Here is a 16,294-nt window from a genome sequence, read left to right as displayed (position 1 = left end):
ATTCGGTGGGCGGGCAGAGATCTGCTCTGCCCGCCCGTTTTCGGGGTCGACCGGCGGGTGCAGTGCAGCCCCCCGAGGACCCACTCCGCTGGGGCCGGGTCCCCGGGGTCCCGGCACGTTGGAGTTGCGTGGGCAGCAGCCGGGCGGCCGGCTGCTGCCCGGTCCAAGCCGTCTCAGGTCAACGACTCGCCCGGCTGGAGGGTCAGCACCTCGATGCCGTCGGCCCGCAGGAGTTCCTCCAGCTGCGCGGGCTTGCCGGTGAGGAGCGGGAAGGTGCCGTGGTGCATCGGGATCACGCGCTTCACCCCGAGCAGGCGGGCGGCGTAGGCAGCCTGGCGGGGGTCCATGGTGAAGTGGTCGCCGATGGGGAGGAGGGCGACGTCCGGCTGCCACAGCTCGCCGATGAGCTTCATGTCGCCGAACACCATGGTGTCGCCGGCGTGGTACAGGCGAAAGCCGTTCTCCAGCTCCAGCACGTAGCCGCACGCCTCACCGCCGTAAATGATCCGGCCCTCGTCCTGATCCATGATGCCGCAGCTGTGGACCGCGTGGACCATGGTGGCCCGGATGCCGCCCAGGTCGACCGTCCCGCCCTTGTTCATGCCGACCGTGTTCTTGACACCCTTCTTCTCCAGCCACGCCACCGTCTCGTAGATGGCGACGACCTGGCTCCCGCTCTCCCGGGCGATCTGCACCGCATCGCCGATGTGGTCGAAGTGGCCGTGGGTCACGAACAGGATGTCCGGCTTCAGGCCCTGCTTGAAGCGCTCGGGGGTGGCCGGGTTGCCCTGCACCCACGGGTCGATGAGCACCGTCTTGCCGCCCGGCGTCCGGATCTGGAAGGTCGAGTGGCCAAGCCAGGTGATCTCCACGTCGCGGCCGATCCGGTTCACGGCTTCCACTCCTTCCGGCATCAGGGTTTGGCCCTGCCATAGCATTCCCTGAACGGACTACGCCAGGGCCCCGGTCCCTCCCTGCTTCGTCCCGGTGGCCGCCATCGAGTGGTGCCTGCGGGCGCACTCCAGGGTTCCCCGCGGGGCCGGGCAATTCCGGCGCAGCCGGCAAGTGTCGGGAGGTACGATCGATGCGGCAGATCGAGATCCCGGGAAGCGGCGTGCTCCAGCTGCGCTACCTCCTTCTCGACTTCAACGGGACGATCGCGACCGACGGGAAGCTCATCGAGGGCGTCGCCCCGCGGCTCGAGGCGCTGGCCCGGGACCTGGAGATCCACGTGCTTACCGCCGACACGTTCGGGACCGCCCGTCAGGCCACGGCGAGCCTTCCCGTGCGGCTGACGGCCGTCCGGGGGGTGGGGGGAGGGGAGGACAAGGCCCGGGTCGTGCGCGACCTTGGGGCGGCGCACGTGGCGGTCATCGGGAACGGCTTCAACGACGTGGCCATGCTCCGGGAGGCGGCCCTGGGCATCGTGGTGATCGGCGCAGAGGGGGCGAGCGCCGCCGCCCTGGCGGCGGCGCGGGTGGTGGCACTGCGGATCGAGGACGCCCTGGACCTGCTCCTCCACCCGCGGCGGTTGGTGGCCACGCTGCGGACGTGACCCGTCACACCCGGACCGGGGGGTGCCCACCCGCGCCGGCGCCGCGGCTGCAAGCGGGACCGCCGCGGCAGGAGCGGCCGGTCGCTACCGAGAAATCAAGCCGGTGCGGTACACTGTGGGTACCGGGACGGCGCTCGAAAGGGGACGTAGAGGCGATGGGACACGCGCCGGTGCTGCGCCGGGGCAGGCCGGAGGCCGGGGTGGCGCTGCGCAAGCCGGACTGGCTGAAGGTGCGCCTGGAGACCGGGGAGAGCTTCACGCACCTCAAGGGGCTCATGCGCGCCAAGACCCTGCACACGGTGTGCGAGGAGGCGCGCTGCCCGAACATCTACGAGTGCTGGAACCACGGCACCGCAACCTTCATGATCCTCGGCGACACCTGCACGCGGAACTGCGGCTTCTGCGCGGTGAAGAGCGGCCGCCCCACGGGGCTCGACCTGGAGGAGCCCTTCCGCGTGGCCCAGGCGGTCGCGTCCATGCGGCTGGAGCACGTGGTGATCACCTGCGTCGCCCGGGACGACCTGGAGGACCAGGGCGCATCGGTCTTCGCCGCCACCATCCGGGCGATCCGGCAGCTGAGCCCGGGGACCCGGGTCGAGGTGCTCACCTCCGACTTCCAGGGCCGCCGCGAGGCGCTCCAGGTCGTCATGGACGCGGAACCCGACATCTACGACCACAACATCGAGACCGTCCGCCGCCTCACCCCGCTCGTCCGCTCCCGGGCCGAGTACGACCGTTCCCTGGCCGTGCTGCGCATGGCCAAGGAGATGAAGCCGCACATCCCGACCAAGTCGTCCATCATGCTCGGGTTCGACGAGACCCGGGAGGAGATCTTGCAGGCCATGGACGACCTGCGGGCGGCCGGCGTGGACATCCTCACGATCGGGCAGTACCTGCAGCCCACGCCGAGGCAGCTGCAGGTGATGCGCTACGTGCCGCCCGAGGAGTTCGCCGAGCTCAAGGAGGAGGCGCTGCGGCGGGGCTTCAGGCACTGCGAGTCCGGGCCCCTCGTGCGCACCTCGTACCACGCCTGGGACCAGGTCAAGTCGGCGCACCGCCGCGGGCTGAAGACCCCGACGCCCGTTGCCGTTCCCGACGGGCCGCCGGACGACGTCGCCATCCTGGAGGCCGTCGAGGCGTACATGCGGAAGGACCCCACGTGAGCGGGACAGCCCCCTGGCGGCGGCCAGGGGGCTGTCCGCGACCGGACGCTCTCCCGTCCGGGGGCCCCGCCGCGCGGGGGCTACGGCGCCACGCTCACGGCGCGGCGCGGCTCCGACCGGCGGTAGCGCACGATGCCCTCGTCCTCGTCCCGGGCGAGGAACCCGCGGCGGTGGAGGTACTCCAGGTGGGAGAGGGTCTCGGCCACGGCGAAGCGGGCGTTGTGGAGGTTGTCCTGCTCGCCGAACAGCCCCAGGGACACCTCCCACGCGGTGGCGCCGCCGCCGGCGAGCTCCATGGCGGCGTTGAGCCGTTCGTCGTGGTGCCGGGCGAGTTCGGCGCAGCGGCCGGCCAGGTCGTACACGGGCTGGCGGTGGCCGGTGAGGGTCAGGACGGCGGGGAGCCGGCCCACCTTCTCCAGCGACCCGAGGAAGTCCCCGAGCGGGTCCGGGTTCATGCGGGGCCACAGCGAGACGTTGGGCGTGATCTTGACGAGGACCATGTCGTCCGCCAGGAGGATACGCTCCTCCTCGTTCCAGAGCACCATGAGGCCGTCGCTGTGGCCGGGGGCCCAGAGGACCTCGAAGAGCCGGTCCCCGACCGGGATCCGGTCTCCCTCCCGAACGGTCGTTACCTTTGGCCGGGGGGAAACGAGCGCCTGCAACTTGCCCTGGTACCAGTCCATCTCCCGGGTGAGCGGTTCGGGCATCCCGTTGCGCCGGAAGAACGCGGCCAGCTCGGCCCCCTGCCGGAAGGCGGGGTCCCACATGAGTTCCGTCATGGCCGCTTCCCGGTCGAGCATCAGCACCGGCGCCCCGGTGAGCTGCTGGAGCCACCCGGAGGCCCCGTAGTGGTCGGGGTGGTAGTGGGTCACCACCACGCGCTCGACGTCCCGGGGGCCGAAGCCCAGCTGGCGGAACGCCGCCTGCCAGGCCGCTTCGGCGCCCGCGTCGTGGAAGCCCGTGTCCACCAGCGTCCACCCGCTGCGCCCCCGGGCGGCGTAGCAGTTGACGTACTTGAGCGGGACCGGGATGGGAACCGGAACCAGGTAGAGACCTGGCGCGACTTCCGAGATGTTCATGTCCAACAGCATAGCACACTTTTCGTGCCCCGGGTACCGGCCGGTTCTCCTCCGGCCCTGGCTGTGCGATAATGGAAGCCGCAGAGCCCTGTCGGGGAGGAGAGCGATTGGACCACAGCGTCGAACCCCTCATCGCCGAGGCGGATCTGAAGCAGAAGGTCACGGAGCTGGCGCGGCGGATCTCGGCGGACTACGCCGGGAAGTCCCTCCTCGTGGTGGGCGTGCTGAAGGGGGCCTTCGTCTTCTGCGCCGACCTGCTCCGCCAGTTCCAGGGCGTCGACGCCCAGGTGGACTTCATCGCCTCGTCGTCGTACGGCGCAGCGACCGAGTCCTCCGGCGCCGTCAAGATCCTGAAGGACCTGGATACGGCCGTGGAGGGGCGGCACGTCCTCCTGGTGGAGGACATCGTCGACACCGGCCTCACCCTGCGCTACCTGCGCGACCACATCGAGCGCCAGCAGCCGGCCTCCGTCCGCATCTGCGTGCTGCTCGACAAGCCTTCCCGCCGCCAGGTCGACGTGCCGGTGGACTACGTCGGGTTCGAGATCCCGGACGAGTTCGTCGTGGGCTACGGCATCGACTGGGCGGAGCGGTACCGCTACCTGCCGTACATCGGCGTCGTCCGCTTCAAGGGAGGGTAGGGGCCGAAGGGAGGTGCCCCCGGTGGGCATCAACCGCAAGTACCGCATCCTGTACTTCCTTCTGGCCATCACGGGGGCGGGTGTGGCCGCCCTCCTCCTCGCGCCCTGGGGCGGGGCCGTGGCCGCCCTGGCGCTCGTGCTCCAGCTGGTCGTGGCGGTGGGCATCCTCTCGGCCGCCGACCCCACCCCCCGCCCGCCCAGCAGCAGCGAGCTCGAGAGCCTGTCGAACTCCTTCGACGCGACCCTCCGGATCAGCGGCGAGACGCTGCCCTACCTGCGCCAGGGCCTGAACGAGGAGTCCGCCCAGAAGATCACGGAGCTCATGCGGCGGATCACCGAGGTCGACGCCGTGGCGATCACGGACACGGAGAAGATCCTCGGCTTCAGCGGGGTCGGCTGCCGGCGTCACCAGCAGGGCGGCCCGATCCTCACCGACGCCACCCGGGAAGTCCTGCGGACCGGCCAGCCCAAGGTGGTCGTGGATCCCCGGGTCCTGTCCTGTGACGAGCCCGGCTGCCCGCACCCGCTCAAGTCGGCGGTGATCGCGCCCCTGAAGTTCCGGGGCCGGGTGGTCGGCACCTTCAAGCTCTACCGGACGCAGGCCCAGGCGCTGCCGCCCCACGTCGCCCGGCTGGCCGTCGGGATCGCCCAGATCCTGGACATGCAGATGGAGCTGGCCGAGGCCGAGCGCCAGCGCCAGCTCGTCACCAAGGCCCGCCTGGAGGCGCTGCAGGCCCAGATCCGCCCGCATTTCCTCTTCAACGTCCTCAACACGATCATCCACTTCAGCCGCACCGACGTGGAGAAGGCGCGCGAACTCCTCGTGCAGCTGGCGAGCTTCTTCCGCCGGTCGCTCAGCTACCGCGGGAACTTCATCACCCTCCAGGAGGAACTCGAGTACATCAACACGTACCTGGCCCTCGAGAAGGCCCGGTACGGCGACAAGCTCCGGGTCCGGATGCGCATCGACCCCAAGGTGCTCAGCGTGCCCATCCCGATCCTCACCCTGCAGCCGCTCGTGGAGAACTCGGTGGTCCACGGCATCGCCCCCCTGGAGGGAGGAGGCACCGTGGGGATGCTCGCGCGCCGGGTCCGGGACGAGATCCACGTGCTCGTCTACGACACCGGCGTGGGCATGGACCGGGAGACCGTCGAGCGTGTCTTCCGGGACGGGTACGGCACCGGGATGGGCCTGGGGCTCACGAACGTGAACGACCGCCTCGTCAGCCTGTACGGCGAGGCGTACCGGCTGCGGGTGCGGTCGGCGCCGGGGAAGGGCACGGCCATCCGGGTGCGCATCCCCCTGCGCGCTCCCGCCGGGGCCGCGGCCGACGGGGACCGCGCCCCCGCCCTGGCCCCGACGCTCCGCATCCCCGCCGAGGTCCCGGAACCCGTCGTCACCGGCCCCTCCGGAGCCGGACAGGTGCCGGCCTGAGCCGGACGTGGCCGGTCGTGACCCTCGGGTCGTGGCAAGCCCGTCGTGAAGAAAGGAGTCGGAGGTCCCGTGCAGAAGGGCACCGGCCAGGCCGCGGCGGAGAAGGCGCCGGCGGTGCTGAAGGCGCTCATCGTGGACGACGAGTATCCCGCGCGCATGGAGCTCCGCTACCGGCTGGAGAAGTACCCGGACGTGGAGATCATCGGTGAGGCCACGAGCGCCCGGGAGGCCCTCCACCTCATCGAGGCGCTGGACTACGACGTGATCTTCCTCGACGTGCAGATGCCGGGGGTGAACGGCATCGAGCTGGCGCGCCAGCTGCGCGGCCGGGAGGTGCCGCCCCGCATCGTCTTCGTCACGGCGTACGAGAACTACGCCGTGCCCGCCTTCGAGATGCGGGCGGTCGACTACCTCCTCAAGCCCATCGACGACGAGCGGCTGGCGGAGACGATCCAGCGCCTGCGGGAGGCCCGGGGCCTGGCCCGGCCCGAGCCCGGCGAGGGGGAGCGGGAGGGGCGCCGCAGCCCCACGCTCACCTGGGTGCTGTGCGAACGGGACGAGCGGCAGATCCCCGTGGCGCCGAACGAGATCGTCTACATCTTCAGCGAGGGGTACAACGTCTACGTCCAGACCCACAGCGAGCGCCTCGTGACCCGCTACACCCTCCAGGAGCTGACCGAGCGCCTCCCCTCCGACCAGTTCTTCCGCTGCCACCGCAGCTACCTCGTCAACATCTACCAGATCCGCGAGATCAGCCCGTACTTCAACGGAGCCTACCTCCTGCGGATGAAGGACAAGAACCACAGCGAGGTGCTCGTCAGCCGCTCCAACGTGAAGAAGCTGAAGGAACTGTTCGCGATGGACTGAGCGAGGGGCCGGTTCCCGGCCCCTCGCTCGCGGGTGCATAGACGCCGGCCGCGCCGGGCCATCCTGAGCGCGCTACCCTGACAGGCAGCCGGCGGGGGTGAAGGGGTGGAGGGCGCGCGCAGGCCGCTGGTCGCGTACTTCTGCATGGAGTACGGCCTGCACGAGGAACTGCACACGTATGCGGGGGGCCTCGGGGTTCTGGCGGGCGATCACCTGAAAGCTGCCAGGGAGATCGGCCTGCCCCTCGTGGGGGTGGGCCTGCTGTGGCGCCAAGGCTACACCACCCAGCTCATCGGCGAGGGCGGCCGCCCGTACGACACGTACCCGGACTTCCGGTACGACTTCCTGGAGGACACCGGGGTGCGGCTGTGCCTGCGCATCCGGGACCGGCAGGTCGCCGTGAAGGTCTGGCTGGTCGACCGCTACGGCAACGCGCCGCTGTACCTCCTGGACACGGACCTGCCGGAGAACCCGTTCCCCGACCGGGCCATCACGGCGCAGCTGTACGGCGGCTCGGCGGAGGACCGCGTGGCCCAGGAGATGGTCCTGGGGATCGGCGGCGTCCGGGCGCTGCGGCGCCTGGGCCTCAACCCGACCGTGTACCACTTCAACGAGGGTCACGCCGTCTTCGCCGGGATTGAGCTGATCCGGGAGCAGATGGAGCGGGGCCTGTCCTTCGAGGACGCCCGGGAGGCCGTCCGGGAGCAGATCGTCTTCACCACCCACACGCCGGTGTCGGCCGGCAACGAGGTGCACGACCACGGCCTGCTCCGCTACATGGAGGCCTACCACGGCCTGAGCTACGAGCAGATGCGCCGCATCGGGGGCGACCCCTTCGGGATGACCGTGGCGGGCCTCCGGCTCGCGCGCCTGGCCAACGGGGTCTCGGCCCTGCACGGCCGGGTGGCCCGGGCCATGTGGAGCGACGTCGACCAGGCCGCGCCCATCGTCCACATCACGAACGGCGTTCATCCCGGCACCTGGCAGGACCCCCGTATCCGGGCCGCGCGGGGACAGGCCGGCGACCTCTGGGAGGCCCACCTGGAGTGCAAGCGGGAGCTCCTCCAGGAAGTCGAGGCCCGCACGGGGCTGTGGCTCGATCCCGCCGTCCTGACCATCGGGTTCGCCCGCCGGGCCGCCCCCTACAAGCGGCCCGACCTGATCTTCCGGGACCCCGGCCGGATCGTGCGCCTGCTGGAGTCGGGGCGGCTCCAGCTCCTCTTCTCCGGCAAGGCCCACCCGCGGGACGAGGCGGCCAAGGAGATCGTGGCCCGCCTCGTCGACTGGGCGCGGCGCTTCCCGGGCCGGGTCGTGTTCCTGCAGAACTATGACATGCGCCTCGCCAGGGTGCTGACGCGTGGCTGCGACGTCTGGCTCAACAACCCGCAGCGGCCCCTCGAGGCGAGCGGGACATCGGGCATGAAGGCGGCCATGAACGGGGTGCTCAACCTCAGCGTCCTGGACGGGTGGTGGGCCGAGGCCTGCGAGCACGGGGTGAACGGCTGGCAGTTCGGCGGCGGATACGTCGGCGAGGGCCAGGCGGATCACGACGCCCGGGCCCTCTACGACGTGCTCGAGCGCGAGGTGATCCCCACGTTCTACGGGGACCGGGACCGCTGGGTGCGGATGATGGGGGCCAGCATCGACATGAGCGCCCGGTTCACCGCGCACCGGATGGTCGAGCAGTACCGCCAGCTCATGTACGGGCTGTGAGCTACCGCGACACGCCCTTGATGAGCGCCATCGCCTCCGCACGGGTGGCGGGCTCGTGGGCGAAGGCGCCGCGCACCGCCGAGGTCACGGTGATCGATCCCGGCTTGCGCACCCCCCGCATGGTCATGCACATGTGCTCCGCCTCGATCACCACCATCACCCCGAGCGGGTTGAGCCGCTCGACGATCAGGTCTGCGACCTGGCTCGTCAGGCGCTCCTGCAGCTGCGGGCGGCGGGAGAACTCCTCGACGACCCGGGCGAGCTTCGACAGCCCGACGAGCCGCCCGTCACGGGGGATGTAGACCACGTGCGCCTTGCCGACGAAGGGCACGAGGTGGTGCTCGCAGAGCGACTGGAACGGGATGTCCTTCACGATGACCATCTCCTCGTGGTGGTCCTCGTGAAAGACGGTGGCGAGGTGACGCCCGGGGTCGACCCGGAGCCCCACCGTCACCTCCTCGTAGAAGTCGGCGATCCGCCGGGGCGTCTCGCGGAGCCCCTCCCGGTCCGGGTCCTCGCCGATCGCCTCCAGGATCATGCGCACGGCCCGCTCGATCTTCTCCTTGTCGACGCCGCCGCGCCCCTCCAAGGGTTCCTGCAACTCAGCGCTCCCCCTCCCGCGGTGTGTGGACCGGTTCCCGGCCCGTGTCGGGCTCGCCGGGGCGCAGGTGGCCCCGCACGAGCGCGTCTGCGGTGCGGACGCAGCCCACGATGCCTCCCACGTCGCGCACCCGGACGAAGTCGGCCCCCCCGGCGACGGCCAGGGTCACCAGCGCCGCGGTGCCCATGGGGTCGGCGGCCAGTCTAGCCGGGGGGGTGTACACCAGCGGCCGGCCGAAGCTCGTGAGCTCCCGCAGCCGCCGGGTACACTCGAGGTCCTGTTCGTGCGTCTTCTGAAGTCCCAGGCCGGGGTCGAGGAGGAGTTGCTCGACCCGCGCGCCGGCCTTCGTGACGGCGTCCAGCGTGTCCCAGAAGAACCGGGCGACGTCCGACATCAGGTCACGGTACTCCGGCTGCGGCGGGGCGTGGACGGCGACGGCGGGGACGCCGCTTTCGGCGACGACCTCACGCAGGTCGGGATCGTCACGCAGGGCCGCTCCGGTCACCAGGAGGTGGGCCCCGGCCGCCAGGGCGGTCCGGGCGGTCTCCGCCCGGGTGGTCCGGACGGCGACGAGCACCCCGGGCAGCGCCTCGCGCAGCGAGCGGACCAGGGGCGCCACGCCGGCCGCCGCGGCGCCCCCCTCCGCGTCCACCTCCACGATCCGGGCCCCTGCGGCAACCAGGGAGCGGGCCCGCTCGAGCAGCACCTCCGGGGGACCGGCCTCGTCGGCGCGAGCGGGAGCGCCGCCCAGAGGGCCGCCCTCCGGCTCCAGGATGCCCAGCATGTAGGTTTCGCGGCCGAAATGCCACGCGTGATCCGGCGTCCCGGGGGGCGGCACCAGCGTCGGGAGGGCGACCGCCCGCCCGCCGCGGGCCGTCGGGATGCGCCCCCCGAAGAGGTCGTCCAGGGTCTCCTCGACGACCAGTCCCTGCCGGCCCGGCCGGCGCGCCACCGGCAGGTAGCCGGGGACGGTCTTCATGAGCACGTCCTGGAGCGCGTCGGCGAACTCGGGCAGGAAGTAGACGGTCTGCCGGTACAGCTTGGCCACCAGGCTGCGCAGCGTCACCACGTTCCCGATCACGATCACGTCCACCGTGTCCGCCGCGAAGTCGGCGGCCATCCACGGGGTCACGAGGTCCCCGCCGCGGGCCAGCGCCTCCTGCTTGATGATGTTGGCGGCCTTGGTGGGGACGTCCTCGACCAGGATCGCCCGCACGATCCCCTTGGGGGCCATGAGCGGGATGCCCCCGCGGTCCACTTCGAGCCGCCGCATCTCGCGGCTCAGCGCCTCCAGGGTCGGGAGGTCGAGCATGCGGGCACGGAACCGGGGAGCGTCCTGGATGGGGCTCACCTGCCTCTCGGGTGTGCGAAGAGTGGGCGGCCTCGCCGGAGGCCGCCCACCGGGGACATCCTTCGAGAACCATTCTAACAGAGACTTTCGGAATACGGAAGGAGAGAAAAGCCCCCCTCCGCCGAGCCGATGGCCCTCCCCCCTCGCCCGGCCGCCCGGGGGTGGACAGGGGCTGCAGGGATCGGGGACCGGGGCGGAGAACCGTCGAGGAGAAGCGGTTTGACTTCTCCCACCGGAGACCCTATAATCTGTTACCACGGCGCCCGGAAGGCGGGGATGAGTATGTTCACCCGGTATTTCTCGGTTGAAGAGGCCAATGCCTGCATCCCCGAACTCGAAAAGATCTTGAGCCAGCTGCAGGCTCTGCTGAAGGAGATGGAGGAGAAACTCTGGAAGCTCCGGGAGGCCAAGGAACTCGCCCGCAGGCAGGGACGGCCCATCGACGCCAGCACATTCCTTCAGGAAGAGGCCGAGCTGGACTTCCTGAAGATCGCCGCACAGGGGCACATCGCGCGGATCAAGGAGATCGGCGCGATCCTGCAAGATATTGGCTCTGGACTGGTAGACTTCCCCATGAAGCTCGGGGACCAGGAGGTCATGCTCTGCTGGCGGCTCGGCGAGCCCGAGATCCTCTACTTCCACGGCCTGACGGACGGCTTCGCGGGCCGCAAGCCCCTGCCGCCGGGCACCGCCGGCCCGGGCAAGGGCACAGAAGGCCGGGAGGGGCCTGGCCCCGGTGAGCCGGGCGGCGGGAAGCACTAGCAGGACGGACCGGGATGCCCCGGTCCTTCTCGCGTCTCGCCATGGCCGCGCGACGGCGCGCATAGTCTCCTGTGAGGGGGGAGTCGCGCCGTGGTGCAGGTCCGGGTGGGGCGGGCGGAGGACCTGCCCTGGCTCCTGCATGAGTGCGCCCTGGCCGCCTGGGAGCACATCTCCCAGCGGGAGCAGGTCGGGGCCCACTTCCCCGTCGTGGCCCAGCGGGTCGAGACCGTCGTCCGGGCGGCGCTGGCCCAGCCCGGCGGCACCGTGTTGGTGGCGGAGGCGGCCGGGCGTCCGGTGGGTTCCATCCTCTACCACATGCAGCCGAACCCGCTCACCGGCCAGACCGAAGGGCTGGTCCTGCACCTGCGGGTCGACCCGGCCTGGCGGCGCCAGGGCGTCGGCCGGATCCTCCTGCGGGCTGCCGAACAGCACCTGCGGCAGGCCGGGGCGCGGGGGGTGGGCGTGGTCGTGGGGTTGCACGCGACGGACGCCCTCCGCTTCGCCACGGCACTCGGGTACTGGCCCGAGCGCATCCTCATGGCCCGCCCGCTGATCTAGCGGACGTCCGGGGCCGGATCCGCCCCGGATCAGCTGCCGAGCCCCACGGCCGCCAGGATCTCCCGCGTGGGCACGAGCACCAGGCGGTCGGGCGTGACGCCGGTGCGGGCGCAGTACTCCCGGCACAGGGACAGGCCCACGTAGTATCCCGAAACCGGGGCGTTCGCCCGGAAGAACCGGAGGAACGCCGGCATGCCGCGCTCGCCGAGGGCGCCGCGCACGACCGCCCGGTGCGCGGCCTCCTCGGCCTGATGGCGTGCGATCTCCGCGGCCGGCATGAACGTCGGGAGGGTCTGCCGGCCGAGGAACCAGTCCGTGAAGAGCAGGGCCGTCCCCTCCAGGAGGACCATGTCGGCGAGGGTGAGGTCGCGGGGGGAAGGGCAGAGGCCGAGTGCCCGAATCCGGGCCACGTGCGCCGCCTCGTGGGGGAGCATCTCCTCGACCTCGCTCGGGTGGTAGAGTCCGCGCGGGGGCGGCATGCCGGGCGGGCAGAGCGGATCGAACCGCTCCAGCCCCACCGCGACCACGGGGCGACCCTGCAGGGAGAGGGTCGCGGCCGGGGCGAGAAACAGGAGGGTACCCAGGTAGACGTCCGGGGGCGGCGGCGGGAGGTGCCGGTAGACCCGGCCGAGCAGAGTGGCGATGCTGGCCTCCCACCAGTCGCCCCCTACCCGGGCGATCTGCCCGATCGCCGGCAGCCACGTCCGCGCCAGGGCACCGGGGGCGCCGCCGGGACCGTAGACCTCCGGGCCATACGTCTCCTCGAGCGCGGCGAGGAGGCTCAGGCAGCCGGGGCCTGCCGCCGTGCCCGCCAGAAGCTCGCGCCAGACCGGGATGATGGCCACCGCGCTCACCCTGCATCAGCGTATGCGCGGCGGCGCCGGACCCGGCCGGTCCGCGCCTCAGTGCGGACCGGCCTCGTACCGGGCGGCCACCTGGGCCCGCGTGAACCGGTGGCGCCGGACGTGGGTGGCCTCGAGGTTGTCCTCCAGCGCCTCGGTCGCGGCCGGGTGGAGAAGGTCCTCCCGCGCCTCCTGGGCGAACTGCGCCCCGACTTCCGGTGGGAGCGGCAGGCCGGCCGCCTGCGGCTCCCCGCCCTCCCGAGCTCTGCCGGCGGGCCGCCGGCCGGCGGTCTCTTCTCGCGCCATCGTCAGCCTCCTTCGCCTCCAGTGCCAGGAACATCCACGAGCGATCACGTCCCGTGGCCGATAGGGTGCCGTCACGGCGCGCAAGCTATGCCCGGAGCCGCTGCGCCGGCAAACGGCTTCAGGGAACCTGCCCCTCCGCCGCCGGCGTGCCCGCAGGCGGCGATGCCCCCGGGGGCCGGGTCCGGCGGGTGCACACCGTGCGGGAGCCGGGCCCGCTGCCGCGGCGCCGGTGGCAGGTATCCCGGCTGCGGGCACCGGGCGCACGGCGCGGCGGCCCCGCCAGAAACAGACCGTGAGAAGCATGAACGCGAAGCGGAACGGGGGGATCGCGGTGCGAGAGCTCATCCCGCGCGGCGACGGGTGGAGCGGTCCGGGGCCCTGGGGGATGATGGAGGAGTTCCGCCGGCTCTTCGACCAGCCCTTCGCCCTCCTCCAGCGGGCGCTCGGGGACACGCCGACCGTGGAGGTGTTCGAGCAGGGCGATGACGTGGTCGTCCGCGCCGAGGTGCCGGGGGTGGACCCCCAGGACCTGGACGTGCGGGTGACCGACCGGACCGTCACCCTGCGGGGGGAGGTCCGCCGGGCGGCCGAAGAGCAGCGCCAGGGGTACTACTACGGGGAGCGGCGGTACGGCGCCTTCCAGCGGACCGTGCCCCTGCCCGTCCCCGTCGATGCGGACAGGGCCCATGCCCGGTACCAGCACGGGGTGCTCGAGATCCGCATCCCGCGGGCCGCGGGGCCGGCGGGCGGGCGGAGGCTTCCCATCGATATCCAGTGAACGTCCGGGGCGCCGGCGGTGGCCGGCGCCCCGGGGCTCTCGATCGGTGACGCTGCGGAGCCGGGCGCGCTACAATGGGGGCGACCTCACGGACGGAGGTGGCGCGCCTGCACGACCTCGTCATCGTTGGCGCCGGCCCCTGCGGGCTGGCCACGGCGCTGGCCGCGCACCGGGCCGGGCTCGACTACGTGGTGGTGGAGCAGGGGTCGGTCGCGCACTCCCTCACGCGTTACCCCCTCTTCATGACCTTTTTCAGCACGGCAGACCGGCTGGAGATCGGCGGGGTGCCGTTCGTGGTCCAGGGGGAGAGGCCCACCCGGCGGGAGGCCATCCGCTACTACCGGCGGATCGCGGAGGCCGCGGGCCTGCGGATTCGCCAGTGGGAGCGGGTCGTGGGCGCCCGGCGGAGCCCGGAGGGCTTCGCCCTCGAGACCCGCCACCGCGACGGCCGCCCGGACGGGGTTGCCGGACGGGCTCTCGTCGTGGCCACGGGCTACTTCGACTCCCCGAACCTCCTCGGGGTGCCGGGGGAGGACGACCCGCAGCTCTGCAGCCATTTCTATACGGAGCCTGCGCCCTACTACGGCCTGGACGTGGCCGTGGTCGGGGGCCGCAACTCGGCGGTCGAGGCGGCGCTCGACCTCTACCGGCACGGTGCCCGCGTCACCCTCATCCACCGGGGCCCGGACCTCAGCGACCGGGTCAAGCCCTGGGTGCTGCCGGACATCCGGGCGCGCCTGCAGGAGGGGTCCATCCGGGCGCTGTGGAACACGGTGGTGCGGGAGATCCGCCCCGGCCGGATCGTGGTCGAGACGGAGGGCCGGGGGCAGGAACTCCCGTGCGACTTTGTCTTCGCCCTCACCGGCTACCGTCCCGACCACGCGCTCGTCCGGTCGCTCGGCGTCTCCGTCGACCCGGTCACGGGGGTGCCGGCCCACGACCCGGCGACGATGGAAACCAACGTGCCGGGACTCTTCCTCGCCGGGGTGGTCGCCGCCGGCTACGACGCGAACCGCATCTTCATCGAGAACGGGCGGGAGCACGGCGAGCGGATCGTGCGCGCCCTGGTCGGGCGCGGCCTTCCGGTGCCGCGCTAGCGCAGGCCCGAAGGGGGCCGCCACGTGGACCTTTCCGGCTACCTGCACGCCGTCCGGTGGAGGCTCGTCGGCCGGGAGGGGTTCCTGCCGGCGGAAGACGAGCTGCCGGCGCACCTGCGCGCCTACTGCCCTGTCGCGGTCCGGCGGACGGCCGACCCGGGCGCCGGGGGTGGCCTGGCCGTGGTGCTCGTCCCTGCCGACGCCCTCACCCCCGCCGAGCGGGCGGGGGTGGCCGCCGGGCTTGCCGCCGCCGGGCCGTGGGGCGCCGCCGGACCCTGGCCGGCCCACGTGGTGGTCGCCTTCGTGTTCGCAGGGACCCTCACGGCCCCGGTGCTGGACGAGGTGCTGCGTCTCGGGACCCGGGGCGACGGGGGCCGGGCGGTCGAGCCGTGGGTGGTGGACCTCGAGAGCCGGGAAGTGCTCCGGCCCGGCGGCCCGGCCTTCCTGGCCGACGTCCTGCTGCACCCGCACCCGCCGGCCCTGCCCGGAGAGGCAGAGGCCGGAGCGACCCCGGGGGTGGAGCGTCCCGCCCGGGACCTGCCGGTGCCGTACGTCACGTACGCGCTCCTGGCGGCCATCGGGGCGGTGTACCTGTGGCTCGAGGTCCACGGCGGGTCGACCCGCAGCTCGGTCCTGATCCGCTGGGGGGCCAACTACGGTCCGGCGATCGTCCTGGGGGGCGAGTACTGGCGCCTCTTCACGGCGATGTTCCTTCACGCCGGCATCGCCCACCTGGTGATGAACGGCCTGGTGCTGGCGCACATGGGGCGTCTCGTCGAGACCCTGTTCGGTTCGTGGCGCTTCGCGTTCATCTACGCGGCGGCCGGGCTGTCGGGCAGCCTGATGAGCCTTCTCCTGGGCAGCTTCGTGCGTCCCAGCGTCGGAGCTTCGGGGGCGCTCTTCGGTCTCTTCGGCGCAGCGGTGTACTTCCGGATCGCCGCGCCGCGCCAGTGGCGCGTGCCATGGGGCCAGCTGTTGTGGCCGATCGGCCTCAACCTCGCGATCGGGCTCCTGATCCCGAACATCGACAACTGGGCGCACCTGGGTGGGCTGGCTGGCGGGTTCGCCGCCGCGGCGGTGGCCGGCGTACCCCGGCAGGGCCGGGCGCGGTGGCGGCGGCCCGCGGTCCTCGCCGTCGTGGCCGTGGCCGTCCTCCTGGTGGCCGGCGCCTTCCCGATCCCGGTCCGGGCGAGGGACGCCCTGGAGCAAGGCCAGGCGGCCATGGCGGTGCGCCGGTACGAGGAGGCGGAGTACTGGCTCCGGGAGGCGGCGCGTGCAAGCCCCGGGGACTGGCGCCCCCACCTCGAGCTCGCGCGCCTCTATTACCTCACCGGCCGGTACGAGGAGGCCGGCGCCGAGGCGGAGCAGGTGCTGGGCCTCGCCCCCGGGAACCGGGAAGCGCGGATCATTCTCGGGGCGGTCGAGGACGCGCGGCGGCGGGCGGGCATACGGCGGTGAGCTCGGCTCATAGCAAAAAGTGGAATGCCGGTAAGTCCGGCCGGGGCAGGAGAGGCCCGGCGGCAGTTGCGAATACGTTCCGGGTCAT

The 16,294-nt window shown here is 72.1% G+C and carries 17 protein-coding genes; 11 read left to right on the top strand and 6 right to left on the bottom strand.

What is annotated here, in order from left to right; genetic code table 11:
• Window positions 1-173 precede the first annotated feature (173 nt).
• Window positions 174-893 (bottom strand): metal-dependent hydrolase, encoded by a 720-nt coding sequence (locus tag caldi_RS09900; protein WP_264841605.1) that lies wholly within the window; start codon window positions 891-893, stop codon window positions 174-176.
• 191 nt (window positions 894-1,084) lie between these two features.
• Between caldi_RS09900 and caldi_RS09895 the strand changes: the two genes are divergently transcribed.
• Window positions 1,085-1,555 carry an ATPase P gene (locus tag caldi_RS09895; RefSeq protein ID WP_264841604.1) on the top strand — a complete coding sequence of 157 codons (471 nt, stop codon included), beginning with the start codon at window positions 1,085-1,087 and terminating at the stop codon, window positions 1,553-1,555.
• Window positions 1,556-1,710: 155 nt separating this feature from the next.
• The gene (gene lipA / locus caldi_RS09890) at window positions 1,711-2,718 is read left to right on the top strand and encodes a lipoyl synthase (protein WP_264841603.1); all 1,008 of its coding nucleotides are present in this window, start codon (window positions 1,711-1,713) and stop codon (window positions 2,716-2,718) included.
• Window positions 2,719-2,798: 80 nt separating this feature from the next.
• Here the strand turns inward: lipA and caldi_RS09885 are convergent, their stop codons facing one another.
• Window positions 2,799-3,797: an MBL fold metallo-hydrolase gene (locus tag caldi_RS09885; protein ID WP_264844778.1), complete on the bottom strand. Its 999-nt coding sequence runs from the start codon at window positions 3,795-3,797 to the stop codon at window positions 2,799-2,801.
• A gap of 71 nt (window positions 3,798-3,868) precedes the next feature.
• Here caldi_RS09885 and hpt point away from each other — a divergent pair, with 71 nt between their 5' ends.
• From hpt to glgP, 4 genes are all read left to right on the top strand, one after another.
• The gene (gene hpt, locus caldi_RS09880; RefSeq protein ID WP_406568080.1) at window positions 3,869-4,438 is read left to right on the top strand and encodes a hypoxanthine phosphoribosyltransferase; all 570 of its coding nucleotides are present in this window, start codon (window positions 3,869-3,871) and stop codon (window positions 4,436-4,438) included.
• A gap of 22 nt (window positions 4,439-4,460) precedes the next feature.
• Complete coding sequence (locus caldi_RS09875; RefSeq protein WP_264841601.1) at window positions 4,461-5,873, top strand: histidine kinase; 1,413 nt, start codon at window positions 4,461-4,463, stop codon at window positions 5,871-5,873.
• Window positions 5,874-5,942: 69 nt separating this feature from the next.
• A complete protein-coding gene (locus caldi_RS09870; protein ID WP_264841600.1) occupies window positions 5,943-6,740 on the top strand; it encodes a LytR/AlgR family response regulator transcription factor in 798 nt (265 codons plus the stop codon).
• 105 nt (window positions 6,741-6,845) lie between these two features.
• The gene (gene glgP / locus caldi_RS09865) at window positions 6,846-8,453 is read left to right on the top strand and encodes an alpha-glucan family phosphorylase (protein ID WP_264841599.1); all 1,608 of its coding nucleotides are present in this window, start codon (window positions 6,846-6,848) and stop codon (window positions 8,451-8,453) included.
• 1 nt (window position 8,454) lies between these two features.
• Here the strand turns inward: glgP and folE are convergent, their stop codons facing one another.
• Both folE and caldi_RS09855 read right to left on the bottom strand, forming a co-directional pair.
• Window positions 8,455-9,054, bottom strand: a complete 600-nt coding sequence (gene folE / locus caldi_RS09860; RefSeq protein WP_264841598.1) for a GTP cyclohydrolase I FolE — start codon at window positions 9,052-9,054, stop codon at window positions 8,455-8,457.
• A 1-nt stretch (window position 9,055) separates the two neighbouring features.
• Entirely contained in the window at window positions 9,056-10,405 is a 1,350-nt protein-coding gene (locus tag caldi_RS09855) for a dihydropteroate synthase (protein ID WP_264841597.1), read from the bottom strand.
• 282 nt (window positions 10,406-10,687) lie between these two features.
• Here caldi_RS09855 and caldi_RS09850 point away from each other — a divergent pair, with 282 nt between their 5' ends.
• On the top strand, window positions 10,688-11,167 hold the full coding sequence (locus tag caldi_RS09850; RefSeq protein ID WP_264841596.1) for a DUF2203 domain-containing protein: 480 nt from the start codon (window positions 10,688-10,690) through the stop codon (window positions 11,165-11,167).
• Window positions 11,168-11,257: 90 nt separating this feature from the next.
• Complete coding sequence (locus caldi_RS09845; RefSeq protein WP_264841595.1) at window positions 11,258-11,725, top strand: GNAT family N-acetyltransferase; 468 nt, start codon at window positions 11,258-11,260, stop codon at window positions 11,723-11,725.
• A 29-nt stretch (window positions 11,726-11,754) separates the two neighbouring features.
• On the opposite strand, the gene caldi_RS09840 is transcribed toward caldi_RS09845, so the two are convergent.
• Window positions 11,755-12,570 (bottom strand): DUF2268 domain-containing protein, encoded by an 816-nt coding sequence (locus tag caldi_RS09840; protein WP_264841594.1) that lies wholly within the window; start codon window positions 12,568-12,570, stop codon window positions 11,755-11,757.
• Window positions 12,571-12,627: 57 nt separating this feature from the next.
• Entirely contained in the window at window positions 12,628-12,873 is a 246-nt protein-coding gene (locus caldi_RS09835) for a hypothetical protein (RefSeq protein WP_264841593.1), read from the bottom strand.
• A 331-nt stretch (window positions 12,874-13,204) separates the two neighbouring features.
• Between caldi_RS09835 and caldi_RS09830 the strand changes: the two genes are divergently transcribed.
• The 3 genes from caldi_RS09830 (at window position 13,205) to caldi_RS09820 (ending at window position 16,206) form a co-directional block, all read left to right on the top strand.
• A complete protein-coding gene (locus caldi_RS09830) occupies window positions 13,205-13,651 on the top strand; it encodes an Hsp20/alpha crystallin family protein (protein ID WP_264841592.1) in 447 nt (148 codons plus the stop codon).
• 74 nt (window positions 13,652-13,725) lie between these two features.
• The gene (locus caldi_RS09825; RefSeq protein ID WP_264841591.1) at window positions 13,726-14,748 is read left to right on the top strand and encodes a YpdA family putative bacillithiol disulfide reductase; all 1,023 of its coding nucleotides are present in this window, start codon (window positions 13,726-13,728) and stop codon (window positions 14,746-14,748) included.
• 24 nt (window positions 14,749-14,772) lie between these two features.
• Window positions 14,773-16,206 carry a rhomboid family intramembrane serine protease gene (locus caldi_RS09820; protein ID WP_264841590.1) on the top strand — a complete coding sequence of 478 codons (1,434 nt, stop codon included), beginning with the start codon at window positions 14,773-14,775 and terminating at the stop codon, window positions 16,204-16,206.
• Window positions 16,207-16,294: the final 88 nt, after the last annotated feature.

This window comes from Caldinitratiruptor microaerophilus, from assembly GCF_025999835.1.
In the GTDB taxonomy this organism is placed as follows: domain Bacteria; phylum Bacillota; class Sulfobacillia; order Symbiobacteriales; family ZC4RG38; genus Caldinitratiruptor; species Caldinitratiruptor microaerophilus.
Note: the sequence above shows the minus strand (reverse complement) of the source record. Positions and strands in the feature narration are given on the sequence as shown.